Raw genomic sequence first — 22238 nt, 5'->3', positions numbered from 1 at the left:
TGTCAGTGCGACACCTTGTAGGCCTTCTCGCCCGCCGATACCGCCAGATCGATGCGATTCTCCGGCGGCGGCAGCGGGCAGGTGGCGAATGGGGTAAATGCGCATGGCGGGTTGTAGGCACGATTGAAATCGACCACAACCTTCCCGGAGGCATCGGGCATGTCCAGATCCAGAAAACGCCCGGCCGGATAGCTGCCGTGGCCGCTGGTGCGATCGGCGAATACCACAAACATCGGCCGCCCTGGCTCGCCGATGGTTTCCAATCGATAGGTTTTGCCGTCGCGCTCGAAGGCGATCGCACCCGCATTCGGCTGCTCGCTGCTGATACCGACGATATCCACGATCGGGATGGTCTTGCCGACAGTATTGGGCACGTAGCGCGCGCTGATGCGCCAGGACGGATCCAACGGCCAGTAGTCCAGTCCAGCGAAGTGCGTGCGCGACGTCGCGTCGGCATGCTTGACGCGCAGCGCATAGCGGTCACCGCGATGGATCAGGCTCAACACCCCTTTGCCATCGTCGAAATGGATCAGGGTGGGCTGCGGATCGCGGTCGGACTGGAAGCGGATCCGGCTGGTCAGCGGCTTGCCATCGAGGGTCAGCGCGGCGCCGCGCTCGGGCACGAACCAGACCGCATTGTTCTCAGTGGACACCATGCCCATCTTCGGCGGGCCCACTGCGAGTTTGATACCGCTGTCGGCGCTGCTGCCGATGTAATGCGCCTTCAGCGACAGCCAGTGCAGGCCGACCAGGCTGGTCCAGCCATCGGGCGCGCGCAGTTCTTTCAGACGCGCTTCGCGCCAGGCGGCCGTGTCGGCCAGGAATGTCTTGTCGAGTGCGACCGGCGCAGCCGGAGGGGCCGCATCGCGCCCGCAACCGACCAATACCGCTGCGACCAGCATGCCGAGCAGCCAGCCCTTGCCTCTGTGCACTGCCATCAACGCCCCCTGAGAAACCAACGATCGATATCGCTCAGCGTAAACCGCGCCCAGGTCGGTCGGCCATGGTTGCATTGGCCCGAGCGTTCGGTCACTTCCATATCGCGCAGCAGCGCGTTCATTTCCGGCACGGTGAGGCGGCGGTTGGCGCGTACTGCGCCGTGGCACGCCATGGTGGAGAGCAGTTCGTCGCGTGCGCTGGCAATGCGACGGCTTTGACCATGCTCGCGCAGATCGCCCAGCACATCGCGCAGCAGCGCCTCCGGTTCGGCATTCGCCAGCAACGCGGGAATGCTGCGCACGTGCAGCGACTGCGGACCGGCGCGGGTGATCTCGAACCCGAGCGTGGCAAGCGTGTCGGCTTCGCGCTCGGCGGTGTCGGCTTCGCGCTCGCCCACTGCCAGCGTCATCGGCACCAGCAACGGCTGCGCGTGCAGGCCGATGCTGTCGTGCGCAGTTTTAAGCCGCTCGTAGCCGATGCGCTCGTGCGCCGCGTGCATATCCACCACGATCAAGCCCTCGGCGTTTTCGGCCAGGATGTAGATGCCGTGCAACTGCGCGATGGCATATCCGAGCGGCGGCACCCCGCTGTCTTCTGCAGTCGCCGGCAATCCGGTGCCGGCCATGGCCGGCATCCCCGCCGATTGCTGGGCGCTGCTCGGCGGCGGCGCATACAGCGCGCTGTAGGCGGCGCGCGCCTCGTCCACGCGCAGGCCCAGCGGCGTCTGCGAAGGCGTCCAGCTGGTGTAGCTGTAGCCGCCACCACCGGTACCGGGTGAGGTGCCATGGCTCGGAACGCCTCCGCTGCCAATGCCGCCAATTCCTGCAGACGTGGCGCCCGCGTAGCCGACGCCATCGCTGCCAATGCTGTTGGGCGTGGCGCCGGCGCGCGTCTGTGCCAGGGCATCCTGCAAGGTGCGATAGACGAAGTCGTGAATCAGCCGCGCTTCGCGGAAACGCACCTCGTGCTTGGCAGGGTGCACGTTGACGTCCACGCGCGCCGGGTCCAGCTCGAGAAACAGCACGTACGCGGGCTGGCGGCCATGGAACAACACATCGCCGTAGGCCATCTTGACCGCATGCGCCACGCTGCGATCGCGCACCGAGCGGCCGTTGACGTAGAGATATTGCTGATCCGTGCTGGCCCGCGAGTAATGCGGTTGCGCGACCCAGCCATGCAGCCGCAGGCCGGCGCCACTGTGATCCACGCGCAAGGCCTGCCGCGCGAAGTCCTCGCCCAAGGTTTCGCCCAGCCGCGCATCCGAATACAGATCGCCCGGCTTGTAGCGGCGCGACGGTTTGCCGTTGTGTGCCACGCGCAATTCCACATCCGGGCGCGCCAACGCCAACGAACGCAGCCACTCTTCAATATGCCCCAGTTCGGTACGCTCGGCGCGCAGAAACTTGCGCCGCGCCGGCACGTTGAAGAACAACTCGCGCACTTCCACCGTTGTACCGGGCGCATGCGCGTGCGGCGTCACCTCGCCAAGCCGCCCGCCTTCGATCTGCAGCGCCGAGCCGTGTTCGGCATCGTGACGGCGCGAGATCAGCGTAAAGCGGCTGACCGAGGCGATCGACGGCAAGGCTTCGCCGCGGAAGCCGAGCGTGGCGACGGTTTCCAGATCGTCCAGCGAGGCGATCTTGCTGGTGGCATGCCGCGACACCGCCAACGGCAACTCATCGGGCGTAATCCCGCCGCCGTTGTCGCGGATGCGGATCAGCCGCACGCCGCCCTCTTCCAGATCGATGTCCACGCGGGTGGCACCGGCATCGAGGGCGTTTTCGACCAGCTCCTTGACCACCGAGGCGGGACGCTCGACCACTTCTCCGGCAGCGATCTGGTTGATCAGGATCTCGGGTAACTGACGGATCGCCATCAGCGCACGCTTGAGCGCTGGCAGCGCAAAACAGGATGGATGTCGGGGGTGGCAGGCAAGACGAACGTCGGCACGGCAATCCGGCGGCGCGCAGGCGCCGTCACTCAGGGAATCAGTGCCGAATGATAGCCGAGCGGGTCAGCGACTGCCGCCGGCCACGGTGCCGACGGCATCGGCCTCGGCCTGCGCGCGCGCGGCAAACAAGGTGCCCGGCGGCGGCTGACGGGTGAAGAAGGTATCGATGCCATCCAGCACGGCGGCGGCGATCTTGCGCTGGTAGGCCGGGTCGATCAGGCGGCGTTCTTCGTCCGGGTTGGAAATGAAGGCGGTTTCGACCAGCATCGCCGGCATGTCGGAGGTACGCAGCACCGCGAAATTGGCGCGCTCCAGCTGCGGCTTGTGATTGTTGCCGATACGCTTGAGGCCACCGAGCACATGGCCGGCGGCATCCTCGGAGGCCTTCATGTGGCCGCTCTGCGCCAGGTCCAGCAGCACGTTGGCCAGCGTGCTTTCGGTTTGTTGCAGCCGCACGCCCCCCACCAGATCGGCCGCGTTTTCCTTATCGGCCAACCAGCGCGCGCGTTGCGACGAGGCGCCCTTGGTCGACAGGACGTACACCGACGAGCCGGTCGCACTGCGATTTTCTGCAGCGTCGGCATGGATGGAAATGAAGATGTCGGCCTTCGCAGCCCGCGCCTTTTGCGCGCGCATGGGCAACGGAATGAACACGTCGGTGTCGCGGGTCAGGTACGCCTTCATCCCGGGCGTGGCGTTGATCTGGCGCGCCAGTTCGCGGCCGACCGCCAGGGTCACGTCTTTTTCGCGCTTGCCGGTCGGACCCATCGCCCCCGGATCCTGGCCACCATGGCCGGGATCGATGGCGACGATCAACGGCCGCATGCCTGGTGACATCTTGACGCGCGATGCCTCGCTGGGCAGCACCGGTCGCGGCGGAAGGTCGTCGTCGTTTGCGGCGGCCACCACACTCGACCCGCCGTTGGGGGTGACTGCTGCGCTACTCCCTGCCATCGCTCCCGTCGTCGGTGCGCTGCCGCCGTTCAAGATGGCAGCTGCGGATGCGCTACTGCCGGCGGCCACTGCGCCAGCCGATGCGTTGCCGCTGGGCACGGTGGCACGGTTAGGTGTGCTGCCTGCTACGCCAGTTGGCGCTGCGTTATGAGTGGTGGTGCCGGGCCGCGGCGTTGGTACGCCAGTGGCAACGGTTGTCGGAACCGGCGCCTGAGTGACAGTTGGCATCGCCGATGCCGGCACGTACGGTGCAGGCGGCGGAGTTTGTGGTTGGGGCGACGGCACCGAGGAGGCGCGCTGTGCAGAAGCGGCCAGCGCAGCGGTTGCGCGCGCAGCCTCGCTCTGTGCGTTCAGCGGACGCGACACGGGGGCAACCGTTGGCGCAGTAGCAACTGCGGAGGTCGCTGGCGGGGTCGGATCGCCCGGCCATTCGATCACCAACGTCGACCCGCTCCCCATGGTCTGCATCTGCGGTTTGAGCGACGTCACCGGCGTTGCCAGCTCGAACACCACCCGGAACGTCCCCGGCACCGGCTGACCGGTGCGCACCGACGTCACCAACCCGGCAGCGGACGGTAGTTTGAGGCCGCGCACGCCGGAGGAATCTGGAAAATCGACGACCAAGCGATCCGGGTTCGCCAGCGACAAGGTTTTGAACCCACCGCTGCCGACAAGTTGAATTTCTGCGCGGGTTCCGGTTGCGCCGGTACTCACGCCAACACCCTTGATTTCGCCGGCCCACGCAGCAAAAACCGCCAGGCTCAGGCTGGCGGTCAGGGCGGAAACACAGAACTGGCGGATCCCCGGTGTCATGGCGCTGGATTCAATCATCCAACCGTGTGAATTGCAAGGTGATTTCCCTTAATAATCCACAACCTGGCGTTCATTCTTCTCGTGAGGCGGCAAAAAGGGGCTGCAACTGGGGCTGCCGCGACAGACGCTCCAGCCAGCCGTGCCCGACCGCACTGCGGCCCCGCAACCGAACGCGACGCCCTTCGCCGGCAACGACCAATTCCACGTCTAGATCGACCGGCGGCAGGACACCGGCGCCGCGCTCCGGCCATTCAACCAGCCACAGGCTCGCACTGCCCTCGTCGAGCCCGAGAAAATCCAGCTCTCCGGCGTGGCCGATGCGATACAGGTCCAGATGCCAGGCTTCATCGCCGGTACTCAGCCGATAGCGTTCGACCAGGGTGTAGGTCGGGCTGCGGATCGGCCCGGTGACGCCGAGTGCGCGCAGCAGCGCGCGTGCGAGGGTGGATTTGCCGGCGCCCAGGTCGCCATGCAACTGCACCACCGCAGTGACGGGCCGCGCTGCGGCCAGGGCCTGGCCCAGGGTTTCGGTGGCCTGCGCGTCGTGCAGGTGTCCGTTGAGGTCGATCATGCAATGGTTCCAGCGTTGGCGAGGCGGCGCAGTTCTGGAAGCAGATCGGTTGGCAGTAAGCCGCGCTCGCCTGCCTGCGCAGCCGCATCGCCGGCGCAGGCATGCAGTAATGCGCCAAGGCTGGCGGCGTCGAATGGCGACCAGCCCTGCCCCAACAATGACGCAATGACACCGGTCAATAGATCCCCCATGCCGCCGACCGCCATGCCCGGATTCCCTGCGTCGATAATGCGCGGCACCGCGTCTGGCGCGGCGACCACGGTGCCGGCGCCTTTCAGCACCACCACCGCGTGATAGCGCTTTGCCAGTGCAGCCGCAGCGGCCGGACGATCGCGCTGAATCTGCGCGGTCGAAAGTCCCAGCAAACGACCGGCTTCGCCCGGGTGCGGGGTCAGAATCCGCGGGCCACGTGCCGGCACCGCGTTGCCAGCCAGCAGATTCAAGCCATCGGCGTCGATCACCACTGCCGTGTCGGCGCCCAGCGCCGCACGCCACAACGCGTGAGCCCAGGCGTCCTGCCCTAGCCCGGGTCCGAGCGCGACTGCGTCCGCCGCCTCGGCCAGTGTGGCGATATCGTCATCGGCCTGCACGGCACGCACCATCGCTTCGGGGCAGCGGGCCAGCAGTGGGGTCACATGCTCGGCACGCGTCGCGACCTGCACCAAGCCGACGCCGCTGCGCAACGCCGCTTCGGCAGTCAGCATGATGGCGCCACCGCTGCCGAGATTGCCGCCCACGCACAGCACCCGCCCGGATTGGCCCTTGTGCGTGTTGCGACGACGTGGGCGCAACTGCGCCGCCAGTGCATCGCCATTCCAACTGTGCGCGGCAGGCGTCAGTCCATCGAATGCAGACGCAGGCACCTCCAGCGGCGCGACTGCGCGCTCGCCGGCGTTTTCCAGCGCGTCACCGGTGTAGAGCCCCAGATGCGGCACGATGAACTGCAAGGTCAGCGCAGCGTTTACCGCGGCGCCGAAAGCCACCCCGTGATCTGCATCGATGCCACTGGGCACATCCAGCGCGAACACCGGCACGCCGGCCGCGTTGATGGCGTCGATCAACGCAGCGGTAGCCTCGTCCGGTGCGCGATTCAGGCCGATGCCGAACAGCGCATCGACGATCACATCCGCCTGCGCCAGCGGGTACGGAAACAATTCGATCGCGCCACCGACCGCCAGGTAGTCGGTGCAGGCACGCTGCGCCAGGTCCGATCCGGGGCCGTGCTCGGGCAGATGCACCACGCGTACCCGGCGCCCTGCCCGGTGCGCCAGGCGCGCCAGCACATAGCCATCGCCGCCATTGTTGCCGGTACCGCATACCACCACGATGCGGCGCGCCTGCGGCCAGCGTTCCAGCAACCACTGCCAGGCGGCCTGCCCGGCGCGTTGCATCAGGATGTAGCCGTCGCCGCCAAGCAGCATGGTGGCCTGCGCATCGAGCGTGCGTGCGGCGGCGGTGTCGTAAAGATCGAGCGGTGCGTACATGCCGGGAATTCTATACTTGTCGCCATGTCTGCCGTCCTTGCCCGCCCCGACCCTGCCGATGCCGCCGCGCGCATTCGCGTGCTTGCGCGCGAAGCCGGCTTTCAACGCTGCGGCATTACCGGCATCGAGCTGGGCGAAGACGAGGTGCACCTGCGCAGCTGGCTGGAAGAAGGCCTGTACGGCACCATGCACTGGATGGCCCAGCACGGCGACAAGCGCTCGCGCCCGCAGGAGCTGGTACCTGGCACCTTGCGCGTGTTGTCGGTGGGCATGGATTACGGCCGCAAGGACGACACCGAGGCCTGGAACACCCTGCACGACGGCACACGGCCTACGTGGCGCGCTATGCACTAGGGCGCGATTACCACAAGCTGATGCGCAACCGGCTGCAGAAGCTGGCCGAGCGTATCCAGGGCGAAATCGGCGCATTCGGTTTCCGCGTGTTCGTCGATTCCGCACCGGTGCTCGAACGCGCGTTGGCGCGCAATGCCGGCCTGGGCTGGATCGGCAAACATACCTGCCTCATCGATCGCAACGGCGGCTCGTGGTTTTTCCTGGGCGAGATCTACCTCGACCTGCCGCTGCCGATCGACACGCCCGCAACGGCGCATTGCGGCACCTGCACGCGCTGTATCGATATCTGCCCCACCCAAGCCATCATCGCGCCGTACCGGCTGGATGCGCGCCGCTGCATCGCGTACCTCACCATCGAACACGACGGCGCAATTCCAGAAGACATGCGCAAGCCGATCGGCAACCGCATCTTCGGCTGCGACGATTGCCAGCTGATCTGCCCCTGGAACAAGTTCGCCAAGCGCACCGACGAAGCCGATTTCCGCGCCCGCAATGCGCTGGACGTGGCTACGCTGCCGCAGCTGTTCGCCTGGGACGAAGACGAATTCCTGCGTCGCACCGAGGGCAGTCCGATCCGCCGTAGCGGACATGAACGCTGGCTGCGCAATATCGCCGTCGGCCTGGGCAATGCGCCCGGCACGCCAGAGGTGCTCACCGCACTGGAAGCGCGTCGTCACGACGATGCGGCGCTGGTGCGCGAACACGTTGGTTGGGCGCTGGCGCAACACGGTCTGTGAGCCGACAGGCATTGACTAACGCGCCTTGCGCCTACGCCATCTGCGACACGACAATCACCGAGGGAGTCACCGGCCGCATAGGCGTTCGCCAGCGGATCACCCACGATCTTCGTCGCTACGGGATAATACGGCGATGGCCGACCGCAACGAACAGATCCTCACTCCCAGCCAGCTCAATTCGCTGGCGCGCGACCTGCTGGAAGGCAGCTTTCCGCTGGTCTGGGTGGAAGCCGAACTGAGCAGCGTCACCCGGCCCTCGTCGGGGCATCTCTATTTCACGCTGAAGGACGCGCGTGCGCAGATCCGCTGTGCGATGTTCAAGCCCAAAAGCACCTGGCTGAAATTCCAGCCGCGCGAAGGCCTGCGCGTGCTCGCGCGCGGGCGCCTGACCCTGTACGAAGCACGCGGCGATTACCAGCTGGTGCTCGACCATATGGAAGAAGCAGGTGAAGGCGCGTTGCGCCGCGCCTTCGACGAACTGCGCGCACGTCTGGCTGCCGAAGGCCTGTTCGATGCCGAGCGTAAGCAGGCACTGCCTGCGCATGTGCAGCGTCTCGCGGTGATTACCTCGCCCAGCGGCGCGGCGGTGCGCGATGTACTCAGCGTGCTGGCCAGGCGCTTTCCGCTACTGGAAGTGGACCTACTGCCCGCACTGGTGCAAGGCGACAGCGCCGCCGCACAGATTACCTCACTGCTGCAACGCGCCGATGCGTCCGGGCGCTACGACGTCATCCTGATCACCCGCGGTGGCGGCTCGCTGGAAGATCTGTGGGCCTTCAACGACGAGCGCCTGGCGCGCGCGATTGCCGCTGCGCAGACACCCGTGGTGTCTGCGGTAGGCCACGAGACCGACTTCAGCCTCAGCGATTTCGTGGCCGATGTGCGTGCGCCCACGCCCTCGGTCGCGGCCGAATTGCTGGTGCCCGATCAACGCGAGCTGATCGCGCGCGTGCGACGTGCGCAGGCACGCATGACTCAGCTGCAGCAACACGCCTTGGGCAATGCCATGCAACGCGCAGACCGACTTGCGCTTCGCCTGCGTGCGCATAGCCCGCAGGCGCGACTGCAACTGCTCCATCGCCGCCAGGAAGAGGCAGGTCGCCAGCTGCGTGCGCGCATGACGCAAGTGCTGGAGCGCTTGCAGGCACGTGTGCAGCGTGGGCAAGCGCAGGTGCAATCACACAACCCGCGACGTCATCTGGCCGGCTTGCAGCAACGCCTGCGGGCGTTGCACCCCCAGGCGGCGATGCAACGGCGCCTGCAGCACGATCAGCTGCAGCTGCGCAGCATTGCGCGCTCGCTGGAAGCGGTCAGCCCGCTGGCCACGGTTGCGCGCGGCTACGCGATCGTGACCCGCCCTGCCGATGGCAGCGTCGTACGCAGCGCCGCCGAGGTGGTAGCAGGCGAACACCTACGCGCACAACTGGCCGATGGCAGTATCGAAGTGCGGGTAGAGTCTGGCGAGAGTTGACAGCAAGCCACGCGCGACAGCGTGGCTCCTGTAGCAATGCCGGCACCCAGCGCCAGCGTGAACGCTTCGAAGGTTCTCACTTCACGTCGGTCCGCGAAGGTCGGCCCGGTGCCAGAGAGCACCGTCGAACACGCCGTGCTTAGACGCGAGCACCTTCGCATAGTGGAAGGTGCACGATGACGATCGTTACTTGTAGATCAAACGCTCTAGAAAACGTTATGCAGGGCGCTTCGCTGGCTCACAGCCGCGTTAGGAGCGGCTGGACGCTTGCGCGATCGGTGTTTGCGCTGCGTGCTGCCAGCCTTGCATCAGCAGCCCGGCCAGCACCACCGGATCGTGGTCGAAGTGGTGCCCACCCGGGCGTGCCAGCACCTGCACGCCGCGTGCGCGCAGTTCCGGGCACAGCGTGTCTTTTTCTTCCTCGCCGTAGATGCATTGCAGGCGGTGCGCATCCAGCGACTGGATAGCCGGCTCCACATCGCGCTCGGCATCGTTATGCCAGCCCAGCCAGCCACCGACGCGCACCTTGAAGTCTGCCTCGTGGCCAAGGCCGAGCAGGCTGACGAACTGCACCGAGGCACGTTGCTGCGGCGAGAGTTCCGGATAGGCGAACGGCAATACATCGGCACCGAACGAATAGCCAACCAGGGCGACGTGCTGGATATGCCAACGCTCGCGATAGCTGGCGATCACCCGATCCAGGTCCGCGCCAACTTGCTGCGGCGTGCGGCTGCCCCAGAAGTAGCGCAGGCTGTTCCAGCCCACCACCGACACGCCCTGCTGCTGCAGCTGCGCGGCGATGCCTTTATCCAGTTCGCGCCAGCCGCCATCGCCGGAGAGCATCACCACCAGCCGGTCGCTGCCTGGCGCGTGCAGTTCTACGAGCGGCAAATCACCCAGGCCTTGCGACTGCGCAGCCAGGAAGTGGCCGCGTGTGGCTGCGGCGATCTGCATTGGACTGGACTCATCGGCCAGATCGTCCAGGAAGCCCTGACTGGCACTGGGCATATCCCGCGAGCATGCCAGCCCTGGATCCCTGCTACCGGCGTCGGCGACCACTGCGCCGCCCAGCACGTCGGGCGCAGCCGAGGCCACTGCCTGGCGTGCCAGCACAGCACCGTCGCCCTGCCCCACCAGCACCGGCGGCAAGAACGCATCGACATGTTCGGCGCGCAACAATTTCTTGCCCAGCCGCTCGGCATCGTCGGCCAGCGAACTGCAGGCGACTTGGTGCTTGCGCGCGCGTTCGCGGTATCTTGCGGTGTCGACCACCGCCACCAGTGCGCCATCGTTGCTCAGCGTGTCGGCCAGCCGCTGGCTGTCCTGAGGATGGCCGCTATCGGGCAGCAATATCACCATCGCCTTGGGCGTGCCTTCCGGGCGAATCACTTCGACCGAGCCGTAATGCCCGGCGGTATTACTGTTCTGCAAATGCCGCGCCACGGCGTAGCCGCTGCCGCCAATCAGCAAAATCGCGATGACCCAACGAAACATCTTAATCCCCATGCCCATCACGGCGTCCCCATCATGCGATTGTAATTTGACCACAGCAGACACGGCCGGTTTCGTCGCGATGTGCGCGCTGTTCGTCGCCGTTAAGCCAGCTGAACAAAGTATATTGCGCGTGACGGCCTGGCTCGCAACCCACAGTCTGCCGCTGTGCTGTACAACGCTCATAGAACGGCCGGAACGACCGCACCAAAAACTCCACGGTCTTGGTCAATCGTTCAGCACCGCTGTCGAGTGGAGGTAGAGAAGCGAACCGCCGTCCGCATGCACCCCAAAAACTGCTTCTACCAGCGCAGCGTGCCTGCGGCAGTGTTCGCTCGTCGTACGGTAGAGAGGCCTAGCTCGTTTCGCCTGCGCCCAAGCCTGCCTCTGTCAGAGCGAACACGCCCTCGTAAAGCCATGTCCAGATCGCACCGTTGGTCCGAGCAGGGCGCCCAGCGGCTACAACACCAGGCCGAGTGCGGCGGTCACACAGGGCACGATCGCCGCGCCGCACGCCATGTCAGCAGCAGTTAAATTCCACGCGCCACGCGGAAGCCAATACGCGCACTGGTGGTGTCCGAGTCCTGCGACTGCCGCCAGGCCGCACGCGTCTGTTGCGGCGAATTGGCCCAGCTGCCGCCGCGGATCATGCGCTGGCGGCAGCCTGGGTTGTACCAGGCAGCGCCATCGGCTGGAGCACGGCGGTAGCTGGCGTGCCAGCAGTCGGCCACCCATTCGCTCAGGTTGCCGCCCATGTCGTGCAGACCCCAGGCGTTGGCGCGAAAGCTGCCGACCGGCGCCGGGCCCCAGAAGCCGTCGCCGTAGCCGACGAAGCCGTTGTTCCAGTGCCTGCCGCTGCGCGAGACGTCGTTGCCGCCGGTAAAGTTACCGGCATCGGGCGGAGGCGAGCCCGCATTGCCCCACGGGTAGCGCCCGGTGGTGCCGGCACGCACGGCATATTCGAACTCGGCCTCACTGGGCACGTGGTAATGGCGGCCGGTCTGTTCCGAAAGCCAGGATGCGTACGCTTCGGCGTCGCGAATGCTCACGTGCATGACCGGGCTGTTGGGCGCGGCCTGGGCGCCGTTGTAATCGGACTGCCAATCCACGCCGCTACGGCGGATGAAATTGCCGCTACGCTCGTCGTACACCACCGAATGCCCGCGCCGGGTGGCACGCGGGCGCGCACCGGTGGCTTCGACAAACTGACGGAACTCGGCGACCGTGACCTCGGTGATCGACAACGCAAAGCCGCGCGCGAAGCGCACGTAATGTGCCGGTCGCTCGTTGTCGGATGCGCCCGGTTCGGCATCGCCGGCCCCCATCTGGAACGCGCCATGCGGCACCACGATCATCTGTGGACCGCGCCCACCGACGTTGAGTCCGTCCGTGAACACCTGTCCGGGACGGAAGCTGCCGTAGTGCGTGGCCAGCTCCAGGCGGCGACGCAGATCGCCAGCCACCGGGTCGCCGGGGTCGGCGATGCGCAGCACCTCGGCAAGTTTTTCGCCGGCCGCCTTGAGCCCGCGCGGCGAGGTCAGATCGTGCAAACCGGCATCGTGCAACGCGGCGATTTGCGCGCGGCGCATGCGCTCCACCCGCGTGCGCGCATCGGCGATGGTGGGCGCACGCTCGCGCACCTGACCTGCCATCTGCAGCCAGTAACGGGCACCGATGAAGTCGCTTGCCTGTGCCGCCTGTTCGGCGCGCTCAAGCAGACCGCTTTCCACGGCTGCCAGGCCCTGTCGGGTGCGCGGGTTGTCGGTGTCCAGTTGCGCGGCATCGCGAAAATTCACCAGCGCGCCGTTGCCGTCTTCGCCCAGCCGTCCACCGCGCAGGTCTTCCTCGCCGGCGCGGTTGAACGCCAGCACGCGCTGCGCGGTTTCCACCTCGCGTTGCAGGGCGCGCACCTTGGGGTCTTGTGGCGCGAGGGCGAGCGCGACGAAGGCCACCTCGCGTGCCTGCTCCAACGTATCGTCCTGACGCTCGGTCTGTTCGATCAATGCCGCGCCGCGTTCAAGCAAGCGGCGGCGCGCCTGTTCCAGGCCGCGACGGCTGGCTGCATCCTTGCCACCGGCACGCTGCTGAATCGCTAGATACAGCGGGATCGCATCGCTGTCATCGCGATACAGGCGGTCTTCCTGCAATGCCTGGTCGGCGCGCTTGCGCACCTGCGCCAACGGCTCATCGCCTAACGCCACCGCGGGCGGCTGCCAGTGCGCCACGGTCTCGGCGGATTCTTCACCGCCGATGGAGACATTCGGCTTGCTCGGCGCGGCGGCAGCAGGCGCCGGTTGGGGCGCAACCGCGGGCACCGGTGTCGGTGTGCGCGAACAGGCGCACACGCCAAGCGCGGCCAACAACACGTAGCAAGCAACCGTCAGGCGGGGGTGGCCGGCGCGCAGGAACCGGAGTGTCCGGATGGTCCATGCCGATTCCGAGCCCCGGCCGCGCCCGCCTGGTGCCTGCGCAGTCGTTTTGCTGGTCGCTCTCAGCGCGACCATTGCCCACGCTGCCATCCGGTCACCGCACTCACCCACCACCCGCTCCTTCCAGTGCTCTGCCGCACGACAGGCGATCGCGACGTTAGGCTATTCTGCGCGTTCTGCGCAAACCCTTGCTGTCGACGGAAATCACGTGCCCCATTGGATGACCCACCCCTCCGAGCTGACCGACCGCCTGCAGGCAGCGCGCCCGTCGCGCATCGGCCTGGATACCGAATTCATTCGCGAACGCACCTACTGGCCGCAACTGGCGCTGGTGCAGATGGCCATCGGCGAGGAGATCCTGTTGATCGACCCGCTGATCCCGGGCATGAACGAGGCGCTCAAGGAGTGGTTGACCGCCACCGACATCGTCAAGGTGATGCATAGCGCCAGCGAAGACCTGGTCACGTTCAAATGCGCGTGCGGTGCGGTGCCGCGGCCGTTGTTCGATACCCAGATCGCTGCAGCGCTGGCCGGTGTTGGCGGTGGCATGGGCTACCAGAAACTGGTGCAGGAAGTGACTGGCACCTTGCTGACCAAGGGCGAGACGCGCTCGGACTGGATGCGTCGCCCGCTATCGCCGTCGCAGCTGGAATACGCCGCCGACGACGTGCGCTATCTGTTTGCGATCCACGACGACCTTACCCGCCGCCTCACCGAGCAGGACCGCCTGGACTGGCTGGCCGAAGATGCCGAACGCCTGCTCGCCACGGTGGAGCACGACGATGGCGAACGCTGGCCGCATGTGAGCCTGCGCACCGCGCAATTCCTGGAGCCGGCGGCGCAACGGCGGCTACTACGCCTGCTGCGTTGGCGCGACCTGCAGGCACGTCAGAGCGATCGCCCGCGTAGCTGGATTCTGGACAACGAACTGGCCAGCCAACTGGCGCGGTTCCCGCCCGCCGATCTGGACGCGTTGCTGCGCCAGTTCGATAAATTTCCCAAGGCGCCGCGTAAGCTCGCCACTGCGGTGTGGGACGCGCTCAATACTCCCCTCCCCGACGAAGAACATGCGCCACTGGCGCAAGCCGCCACCGACGGCAACAAGGCCGTGCTCAAGCGCCTGCAGGACACCGTGGCGCAGCGCAGCCGTGAACTCGGTCTGCCGGATGGTCTGCTGGCGTCACGTAGGCACCTGGAAACCTTGATCGAACAGCGCAGCTGGCCCGCGGCGCTAGGCCAGTGGCGGCGTGCGGTGCTGGAAGCGCAGGTGATGCCGCTGCTGGAACAATCCGCAGCGTAACTTGCTAGCGGTTTGACACGTAAGCCCGCAGCGATGCGGGCTTTTTTCCTGGATTGCATAACAGCGGCGTCACGCCTCAGTCCGCGTCCTGCTCCGCCCAGCGGGCCAGGTTCTGCTGGATGCGGTCCATATCTGCCCACGGATCCTTGCGACGGCGGCGCAGCTCCTCAGGCACATCGGGCAAAGTGAAGGCATCGGCGCGCTGCAGCTTGGACAACGCCGACCACGCCAGCGGCAACGCAACCGGCGCACCTGGTCGGCCACGCAGTGAATAGGAGGCCACTGCGGTGGCGCCGCGGCCGTTACGCAGGTAGTCGACGAAGATGCGCTTGTTACGCAGGCGCTTGGTGGCAGTGGCGATGAACCGCTGCGGCTCGGCCTGCGCCAAGGCATCGGCAAAGCCCTTGGCAAAGCGCTTGGTGACTTCCCAATCGCAGCCCGGGTTCAAGGGCACCACCACGTGCAGACCCTTGCCGCCGGAGACGCGCAAGAACGATTCCAGTTCCAGTTGCGCCAGCAACTTACGGATATCGTTGGCCGCACGTTTGACCTCGGCAAACGGCACATCCGGGCCCGGGTCGAGATCGAATACGACGCGGTCGGCGACATCCGGGTGGTCGGCATGCGAGCCCCAGGGATGGAATTCCAGCGCATTGAATTGCACCAGTTCCAGCAAGCCGGACGCATCCTCCACAACCAGATAATACGCATTGCTGCCGGTCTCTTCGGTCAGCTTGACAGAACTCACGCGCTCAAGGCCAGCAGTGTGGTGTTTCTGGAAAAAACACGGTTTTTCTGCACCACTTGGGCAGCGGATGACCGACAGCGGCCGGCCCACGATCTGCGGCAGCAGGTGGTCCATCACCGCTTGGTAGTAGTCCCAGACGTCGCGTTTGGTCGCGCGGATATCCGGGTAGATCAGCTTGGTCGGGCTGGACAGCGTCGGCAGCGCGTCCGATGCAGCTGAGGCAAGTGCCGATTTGCGCGTTGTCGCTGCCGCACGCGTTGCCGCGCGTTTCGGTGCCTGTGTCGCCACAGTGTCGGCATGTTTCGCAACACGCTTTGGCAAACGCTTGGCAGAAAACAGTGAAACTGGGCCATCTACCGCATCGCTGTCGGTAAGATCGGCAATGCGCTTATCCGGGCGCAGCGCCTTGAACGAGGCCTGGCGCAACAAGTGCTGCCCACCGATGCCGCGATAGAACACCTCCACCACGAAGCGTGGCGCAAACCAGATGGCCCCGCGCAAGTCGGTATCGCTAGTGGGAACATGCGCAGTGGGCTTGCGGCCACCACCGCCCTCCAGTTGCTGGGTGATCTCGCGCATCAACGCATCGGAGAAGCCGGACCCAACGCGGCCTACGTACAACCAGCCATGCACCGGGTCCGGCGTGGCCAACAACAGCGAGCCAAAGCCGCTGCGGCTGCCCTTGGGCGCGGTGTAGCCGACCACCGCATAGTCCTGGCTGGCAAGCTGCTTGGTCTTTCGCCAATCGTCGCTGCGTCCTTGGCGATAAGGGCGATCTGCGCGTTTGGAAATGATGCCCTCAAAGCGCTGCTCGCCGGCCACCCGGAACGCCTCGGTGCCATCGCCTTCCACATGCGAGCTGTAGGCCAGACGCGCGTTGGGCGTCGCCTCAAGCACCTGCTGCAACAAGTGCTTGCGCTCGCGCAGCGGCGCTTCGCGAATATCTACTCCGTCCACGTGCAGCAGGTCGAACACTGCCAGCGCCAGCGGCATCTGGCGTTCGCCAGACAGGGTGGCCTGCAAGAGATTGAAGTCTTCTTTGGTGCCGCGTCCGGCTATCAATTCGCCATCGATCTGCGCGCTGCGCAGGCCCAGCAACTGAATCGCATCGGCGATCTCTGGCGTCTTGTCGGTCCACTCCAGCGCATTGCGCGACCACAGCCGCACCTTGCCAGCGGTGACCGTCGCCAGGATGCGGTAGCCGTCCCATTTGATTTCATGCAGCCACTGCGCTCCTTCGGGCGGGCACTGCCCCAGCTTGGCCAGCTGCGGTGCAAACGGGGCACCTTCCATCTCGGCGCTACGTGCGTTGCTCAGCGCCAGCGCCTGTTTCGCCCAGGTACCAGGCTTTTTCGCCGCCGGCGGCGGCACGGTTGTCAGCGCCTTGCGCTGGGTCTTGCCGGCGCCTGCGCGGCGTACATCCTCGGCAGGCGCGGCAGCGACGTCGGCCAGTAGGTCATCGGCCTCCAACGCGCCGGCGTAGGCATCGTCGTCTTTGAACAGCAGCCACTGCGGCTGCCGCGCCGGCTTGCCCGAGCGCACCAGATGCCAGCCGCCCCTGAGCTTGTTGCCGAACAACTCGAAGCGCAAATGCCCCTTGGCCAGCTGCGCTTCCGGGTCGCCCGTGGTAGTCCACACGCCATGGTCGAACTGCGCCACATGCCCGCCGCCATACTCGCCCTTGGGAATCTCGCCCTCGAAGTTGGCGTAGTCGACCGGGTGATCTTCGACCTCCACCGCCATGCGCTTGACCTTGGGGTCGTAGCTTGGCCCCTTCGGCACAGCCCAGCTCTTGAGCGCATCGCCCACCTGCAGGCGGAAGTCGTAGTGGCGACGGCTGGCGTGGTGCAACTGCACTACGAAGATCGCGCGCTGTCCTTGCGGCAAGGCCTTGCCCGGTTCTGGCTCGCGGGTCTTGGCGAAGCTGCGCTTGCGGCGGTACTCGCTCAGGCTCATGGCAGACCTTTCCGCTAGTTGCCCGGGTGGTGGCGCACGCTGGCAGCGACCGGGCCGACCTTCTGCACGACCGCGCGCAGCTCCTCGATGCTGACACCCAGGGACTTGGTCCAGTACTGCAGCTCGCAGGCTTCGTTGGCGTTAATGCGGTCGCGGCCCGGCGAGCCGACCTTGCGTGTGTCGTCACTCATTGCATGCTCCTGTATCGTCATGGTCGGGTTTGCCAAGTCGAGCCCTTCGGCTAGACACAACGCCCTTAGCGACAATGCGAAAGCGTTCGAACAGGCGTCGTGAAAGGTCTGTTCACGCTGTGTGCAAGCCCCTGTTCCATAACGGCCGCTCCCGGGCCACATGCCATAATGCCGCGCGCCCTTTCGGGCAGTGTGTCCACCCTTTATTCCGAGGCCATACCTCTGTGAGCAATACCACTTCGAAACTGGATTCCATCGCGCAAGCCAAAGCCAAGCTGCTGGACGAACTGCAGAAGCTGGAAGAGCAGGAGAAAACTGAGCGCGCGAGCGAGGCATCCTCTGCGCATGCCACCATCGTCTCGCTGCTCGAACAGTTCGCCGGTCACTTCAACACCAAACAGCGCAACGACATTGCCGCGTACCTGGGCACCACTGCCGCGCGCAAGGAAGTGGTCAAGAGCGGCCGCAGCGAAGTGAAGCCCAAGTACGAACTGCCGCACACCGGCGAAACCTGGTCCGGCCGTGGCCGCACCCCGAAGGCTTTCGCTGCCTGGGAAGGTTCGGTGTCGTACAAGGAATGGAAGGCCAAGAACCCGGACCTCAAGTTCCCGCTGGTTCGCGAGTAAGGCCAAGGCCCACACGACCGTGCCGCGGTGCACGGCCGGCTGCGTCCTTCGCTTGGCGAACCGCGCAGCTTGTGGGTAGAATCGAAACACGTGGGGCGGTAGCTCAGCTGGGAGAGCGTCGCGTTCGCATCGCGAAGGTCGAGGGTTCGATCCCCTTCCGCTCCACCATCGAATCAACGAACGAGCCCTGGAAACGTCGTGTTTCCGGGGCTTGTGCGTCTTGGAGGCCATTGCCAAGCGACGAGTGGTGCAAGGCAGCCGGTCGCCGTGGCGTGGGGATCACATCGCGCGCGCTAACGTCCGGCTTCCCCCTTAGCGGACCCAGATCATGAGCACGAAAGACCAGCAACCCGACCCTGTCGCCGACGATGCGCACGGCATGACTGAGAGCCAACAGGACCGCAAGCATGACGATGCCGCCAAGCAGCGCCAGGGCCAGGAAGATCTGAAGGTGCACGACGAGCACAGCCGCCGCCCCAAGGGCACGGTTGGTCAGGGAGAGTGAGTTAGCCCAAGCCGCAGCCTGGCATCGCGCCGTGCCCGGGTCGCGCTGAGACGGTCGACCTCCACGCACCATCGCCCGCAAGACCGTACGGCGTTTCGCGCACCTGACAACGCGAGGGCTGCGGGACCGGGATCGGGCGCCGTTACGCACCCCTGCTCCTGTGGCAAGATCCGGATAGGCGCTCGCCGGTATACCGATGCCCTGGGAAGCAGTGCCATGGCGGCACGGCGATCACATCGGCCAGCGTCTTGCCGCCTTATTCCTTCATCGCCTTGATGGCGCCTTGTTCCGGTGGTGCTTTGCATGCAAATACCCGACGCACCTACGTTGCATCTGATCCACGCAACGCTGCTCCCAGGCGGCGTCAACGCGAACTTCGGTGCCCGCTTGCCAGCCAACGAAGATGAGCGTGTGGAGTCGCTGCATGCGTACCGCTTGCTGGACACCGCACCTGAGCCGAGCTACGACGCGTTCACCTCGATTGCAGCAACGCTCTGCCGCACGCCGATGGCGCTGATTTCGCTGGTCGATACCCATCGGCAGTGGTTCAAATCCAGGATCGGCATGCAGGCGACCGAGACGCCGCGCGAGCTGTCCTTTTGCGCGCACGCCATTCTTGAACCCGATCAGGTGATGGAGGTTGGCGACACCCACCTGGACGCGCGTTTCGTCAGTAATGCGCTGGTCACGGGCGAGCCGCAGATCCGTTTTTATGCGGGCGCGCCATTGCTGACCTCCGACGGTATCGCGCTGGGCACTCTGTGCGTGCTGGATCACTCCCCGCGTCGCTTGTCGGTGGCCGAGCGCGACGCGCTGCAGGCACTGGCCAAGCAAGTCGTCAACACCATCGAACTGCAACAGGCCGCCCGACTGGTGGAACTGGATGCCTTGCGCGATGTGCTTACCGGGCTATGGAATCGCGCCGGGCTGGATCACGCCTTGCATGCGCTTGCAGACGCGCCCAACGCAGCGCCAGACGCCACGCTGGGCTTCATGTTGATCGAACTGGACGGCTTCAAACGACAAAAATTGCAGGCCGGTGCAGCAGCGGCAGATGCCACCTTGCTGCAGGTCGCTGCCGTGCTCGAAGCACAGCTGCCGCCCGCCGCAATCGTGGCGCACCTGGCCTGCGACCAATTCTGCGTGGCGCTGCCGACACTCTCTGCATCTGCCGCACTCGCTGCTGCCGAAGGCGTGCGCAGGACCATGGAAGACGCAGCCTGGCCCACCGGCCCGTTGACCATTAGCGCCGGGCTGGTGGATGTTGCCGCGCATGCTGCGCTCGACAGCAATACCTTGCTGGCACGCGCCCGGCACGCGCTGCAGCAGGCGCGTCGCGATGGCCGCAACCGCGTACACCGCTTCGCCGGTTGGCACCTACAGGACTGATCGGCGCACTGAGGGCTGGCCGTTCCGCCACGCCGCTGCAGCTCAGGCCGCCAGTGCGTCGGCGTTTCCGGCGATCTCGTCCACCTGCAGCACCTGCTCCATCTCCAGCAAGACCACGAAGCGCTCGCCCACCTTGCCCATGCCGCGCAGCAAATCGCGGCGGATATGGGTGCCGAATGAGGGTGCCGCTTCGATGTCCTGATCGGCCAGTTCGATCACTGCGTTGACCGCATCCACCAGCACGCCGATCACCTGCGTGCCTTGTGCCTGCTCGGTGGCCAGAATCACGATGCAGCTGCGTTTGCCGATCGCGCTGTCTGCGCGCCCAAGCCGAGACTGCAAGTCGACCACCGGCACCACTGCGCCACGCAGATTGATCACCCCGCGCACGCAATCGGGCATCGACGGCACTGGCGTAGGAGTGCGGTATTGAATGATTTCGCGAATTCCGAGAATGCTGGTGGCGAAGGTTTCGCCATCCAGTTGGAAGGTCAGGTACTGGGCCGCCGCGTCGGCGTCGCCAGGCATCACATCGGGGGTCTGTGCGTCCATTGATGCTCTCTCAGAAGCGTGCGAATTGACTTTCGTCCGGACCTTCGGCCATGGCATAGGCCGGCGCCGCGTTGCCGCGCCAGCTGCGCGCACTGCGTTCGCGCGGCTGCCCGCTGCTGGAACGGTTGGGCCGGGTGGGAACCGCCCTGCCGCGCCGGGGAGCGGTGGCGACCGGCTCCTGCCCGCCGAGCCGGAAGAACGCCATGCTCTGCTGCAACTGCTCGGCCTGCGAGCTCATTTCCTCGGCCGTGGCAGCCAATTCCTCCGAGGCGCTGGCATTTTGCTGGGTGGTCTGGCTCAACTGCACCACAGCCGCATTGATCTGGCTGACGCCGGACGACTGCTCTTCCGATGCGGCGGAAATTTCCTGCACCAGGTCCGATGTACGCTTGATGCTTGGCACGATGGTGTCCAGCAGCCGGCCGGCACGGTCGGCCAGCTCGACGCTGGAGCTGGCGACCTCGCCGATCTCCTGCGCAGCGATCTGGCTGCGTTCGGCCAGCTTGCGCACTTCGGCGGCGACCACCGCAAAGCCCTTGCCATGCTCGCCGGCACGCGCCGCCTCGATGGCCGCATTGAGCGCGAGCAGGTTGGTCTGGTAAGCAATGTCGTCGATGATGCCGATCTTCTGCGCGATCTGCTTCATCGCCTTGGTGGTGGCGACCACGGCTTCACCGCCTTCGATGGTTTCCTTGGCCGCCTGCGTGGCCAGACTGTCGGTGACTTTGGCGTTTTCGGTGTTCTGTCCGATCGAGGCGGTCATCTGTTCCAGCGAGGCGCTGGTCTCTTCGACGCCAGCTGCCTGTTCGGCTGCGGCCTGGCTCAACGATTGCGCCGTGGCGCTGACTTCCTCCGACGAACCGGACAGCAGTTCGGCGCTGGAATTGACCTCGCCCACCACCGCCACCAGCTTGCTGACCATCAGCTTCATTGCCGCCATTGCGCTGGTAGTGTCGTTCTGCTTGGTGTGCACCTGCATGGTCAGATCGCCCTGCGAAATCCGCGTGGCGACATCGACCACCATGCTCGGCTCGCCGCCGAGTTCGCGCATCAACGAACGCGCGATCAGGTAGCCGATCAACGCCGCACACGCAGCGGCCAGCAAGCTGCCCAGGATCAGCATGGTGTTGGTACGCGACTGCAGCTGATCGGCTTCGGCCGAGCGCGCGGCCAACAGCTCGCTTTCGGTGCGGCGCACTTCCGACATTTCCTCACGCATGCGATCCATGAACGCCTTGCCCTTGGAATCGCGCACCGTGGCAACCATCGTCTCCATCGATGCGGTTCCGGCATTGATCTTGCGGCGTAGCGCGATCTGCGGCTCGACCGCTTCGGACAGCCACTGCGCCTGTGCTTCCTTGACCGCGTTCAGACGAACCTGCTGCTTGGGATTGTCCGAGGTCAGCTTCTGCGCCTTGGCCAGATGCTTGTCGAATTCCGCCGTTCCGGTGTGGTACGGGGCCAGGAACGCATCCTCGCCGGTCAGCGAGAAGCCGCGTGCGCCGGTCTCGATATTGATCAGACTGCTGAGCGCCGCATCCGCCTCGGCCAGCACTTCGTAGGTATGGTTGTTCCAGTAATTGGCTTGGGAAAGCTTGGTGACGTTGAAATAGGCCACCCCTGCCAACACCAGAAGAATAGCGAGAACAGCGCTAAAGCCAGTGTAGAGCTTGGTAGCGACTTTGAGATTGTTGAACACGGGGATACCTTCAAGTGTGCTTGTTTCGGAAAAGTCCGATGAGGCTGGGCCGATGCCGGTTTGCCGTGAGGCAGGAGT

The 22238-nt window shown here is 65.7% G+C and carries 16 protein-coding genes, 1 tRNA gene, 1 other RNA gene and 1 pseudogene; 7 read left to right on the top strand and 12 right to left on the bottom strand.

Annotated features, from left to right (window positions below):
* Positions 1 to 2 precede the first annotated feature (2 nt).
* The 5 genes from M0D43_RS20545 to M0D43_RS20525 form a co-directional block, all read right to left on the bottom strand.
* Positions 3 to 938 (bottom strand): DUF1684 domain-containing protein, encoded by a 936-nt coding sequence (locus M0D43_RS20545; protein ID WP_252162812.1) that lies wholly within the window; start codon positions 936 to 938, stop codon positions 3 to 5.
* Entirely contained in the window at positions 938 to 2815 is a 1878-nt protein-coding gene (mutL, locus tag M0D43_RS20540) for a DNA mismatch repair endonuclease MutL (RefSeq protein WP_252162811.1), read from the bottom strand. Before mutL ends, M0D43_RS20545 begins: the two co-directional genes overlap by 1 nt.
* 138 nt (positions 2816 to 2953) lie before the next feature.
* Positions 2954 to 4657 carry an N-acetylmuramoyl-L-alanine amidase gene (locus tag M0D43_RS20535; RefSeq protein WP_252162810.1) on the bottom strand — a complete coding sequence of 568 codons (1704 nt, stop codon included), beginning with the start codon at positions 4655 to 4657 and terminating at the stop codon, positions 2954 to 2956.
* 70 nt (positions 4658 to 4727) lie between these two features.
* Positions 4728 to 5228 (bottom strand): tRNA (adenosine(37)-N6)-threonylcarbamoyltransferase complex ATPase subunit type 1 TsaE, encoded by a 501-nt coding sequence (gene tsaE / locus M0D43_RS20530; RefSeq protein WP_252162809.1) that lies wholly within the window; start codon positions 5226 to 5228, stop codon positions 4728 to 4730.
* Positions 5225 to 6712: an NAD(P)H-hydrate dehydratase gene (locus tag M0D43_RS20525; protein ID WP_252162808.1), complete on the bottom strand. Its 1488-nt coding sequence runs from the start codon at positions 6710 to 6712 to the stop codon at positions 5225 to 5227. Before M0D43_RS20525 ends, tsaE begins: the two co-directional genes overlap by 4 nt.
* 24 nt (positions 6713 to 6736) lie before the next feature.
* On the opposite strand from M0D43_RS20525, the pseudogene queG reads away from it, so the two are divergent.
* Together queG and xseA are read left to right on the top strand one after the other, a co-directional pair.
* Positions 6737 to 7803, top strand: a pseudogene (queG, locus tag M0D43_RS20520) (tRNA epoxyqueuosine(34) reductase QueG).
* A gap of 133 nt (positions 7804 to 7936) precedes the next feature.
* Positions 7937 to 9274 carry an exodeoxyribonuclease VII large subunit gene (gene xseA / locus M0D43_RS20515; protein WP_252162806.1) on the top strand — a complete coding sequence of 446 codons (1338 nt, stop codon included), beginning with the start codon at positions 7937 to 7939 and terminating at the stop codon, positions 9272 to 9274.
* Positions 9275 to 9523: 249 nt separating this feature from the next.
* On the opposite strand, the gene M0D43_RS20510 is transcribed toward xseA, so the two are convergent.
* The 3 genes from M0D43_RS20510 to M0D43_RS20500 all read right to left on the bottom strand — a co-directional run bounded on the left by M0D43_RS20510 (position 9524) and on the right by M0D43_RS20500 (position 13195).
* Entirely contained in the window at positions 9524 to 10786 is a 1263-nt protein-coding gene (locus tag M0D43_RS20510) for a virulence factor (protein WP_252162805.1), read from the bottom strand.
* A 509-nt stretch (positions 10787 to 11295) separates the two neighbouring features.
* The gene (locus M0D43_RS20505; RefSeq protein WP_434739014.1) at positions 11296 to 13131 is read right to left on the bottom strand and encodes a formylglycine-generating enzyme family protein; all 1836 of its coding nucleotides are present in this window, start codon (positions 13129 to 13131) and stop codon (positions 11296 to 11298) included.
* A non-coding RNA gene (locus M0D43_RS20500) (sX9 sRNA) lies at positions 13120 to 13195 on the bottom strand. The genes M0D43_RS20505 and M0D43_RS20500 overlap by 12 nt, the downstream gene beginning before the upstream one ends.
* Positions 13196 to 13402: 207 nt before the next feature.
* Between M0D43_RS20500 and rnd the strand changes: the two genes are divergently transcribed.
* Entirely contained in the window at positions 13403 to 14494 is a 1092-nt protein-coding gene (rnd, locus tag M0D43_RS20495) for a ribonuclease D (protein WP_252162803.1), read from the top strand.
* Between the two features lie 76 nt (positions 14495 to 14570).
* On the opposite strand, the gene ligD is transcribed toward rnd, so the two are convergent.
* Both ligD and M0D43_RS20485 read right to left on the bottom strand, forming a co-directional pair.
* Positions 14571 to 17198, bottom strand: a complete 2628-nt coding sequence (ligD, locus tag M0D43_RS20490) for a DNA ligase D (RefSeq protein WP_252162802.1) — start codon at positions 17196 to 17198, stop codon at positions 14571 to 14573.
* Positions 17199 to 17212: 14 nt separating this feature from the next.
* Positions 17213 to 17389 carry a DUF3606 domain-containing protein gene (locus tag M0D43_RS20485; protein WP_252162801.1) on the bottom strand — a complete coding sequence of 59 codons (177 nt, stop codon included), beginning with the start codon at positions 17387 to 17389 and terminating at the stop codon, positions 17213 to 17215.
* 224 nt (positions 17390 to 17613) lie between these two features.
* Here M0D43_RS20485 and M0D43_RS20480 point away from each other — a divergent pair, with 224 nt between their 5' ends.
* The 4 genes from M0D43_RS20480 (at position 17614) to M0D43_RS20465 (ending at position 19909) form a co-directional block, all read left to right on the top strand.
* Positions 17614 to 18015, top strand: coding sequence for an H-NS histone family protein (locus tag M0D43_RS20480; protein WP_039516171.1), 402 nt, complete (start codon positions 17614 to 17616; stop codon positions 18013 to 18015).
* 92 nt (positions 18016 to 18107) lie between these two features.
* Positions 18108 to 18183, top strand: a tRNA-Ala gene (locus M0D43_RS20475).
* 160 nt (positions 18184 to 18343) lie between these two features.
* Positions 18344 to 18520 (top strand): hypothetical protein, encoded by a 177-nt coding sequence (locus tag M0D43_RS20470; protein WP_165786147.1) that lies wholly within the window; start codon positions 18344 to 18346, stop codon positions 18518 to 18520.
* Positions 18521 to 18823: 303 nt separating this feature from the next.
* A complete protein-coding gene (locus M0D43_RS20465; RefSeq protein ID WP_252162800.1) occupies positions 18824 to 19909 on the top strand; it encodes a sensor domain-containing diguanylate cyclase in 1086 nt (361 codons plus the stop codon).
* Positions 19910 to 19951: 42 nt separating this feature from the next.
* Here M0D43_RS20465 and M0D43_RS20460 read toward each other — a convergent pair whose 3' ends face one another.
* Both M0D43_RS20460 and M0D43_RS20455 read right to left on the bottom strand, forming a co-directional pair.
* The gene (locus tag M0D43_RS20460) at positions 19952 to 20461 is read right to left on the bottom strand and encodes a chemotaxis protein CheW (RefSeq protein WP_101363833.1); all 510 of its coding nucleotides are present in this window, start codon (positions 20459 to 20461) and stop codon (positions 19952 to 19954) included.
* 10 nt (positions 20462 to 20471) lie between these two features.
* The gene (locus M0D43_RS20455) at positions 20472 to 22160 is read right to left on the bottom strand and encodes a methyl-accepting chemotaxis protein (RefSeq protein ID WP_252162799.1); all 1689 of its coding nucleotides are present in this window, start codon (positions 22158 to 22160) and stop codon (positions 20472 to 20474) included.
* Positions 22161 to 22238 lie beyond the last annotated feature (78 nt).

Source organism: Xanthomonas prunicola, assembly GCF_025266575.1.
In the GTDB taxonomy this organism is placed as follows: domain Bacteria; phylum Pseudomonadota; class Gammaproteobacteria; order Xanthomonadales; family Xanthomonadaceae; genus Xanthomonas; species Xanthomonas prunicola.
This window is presented reverse-complemented; position numbering and strand designations above follow the sequence as displayed.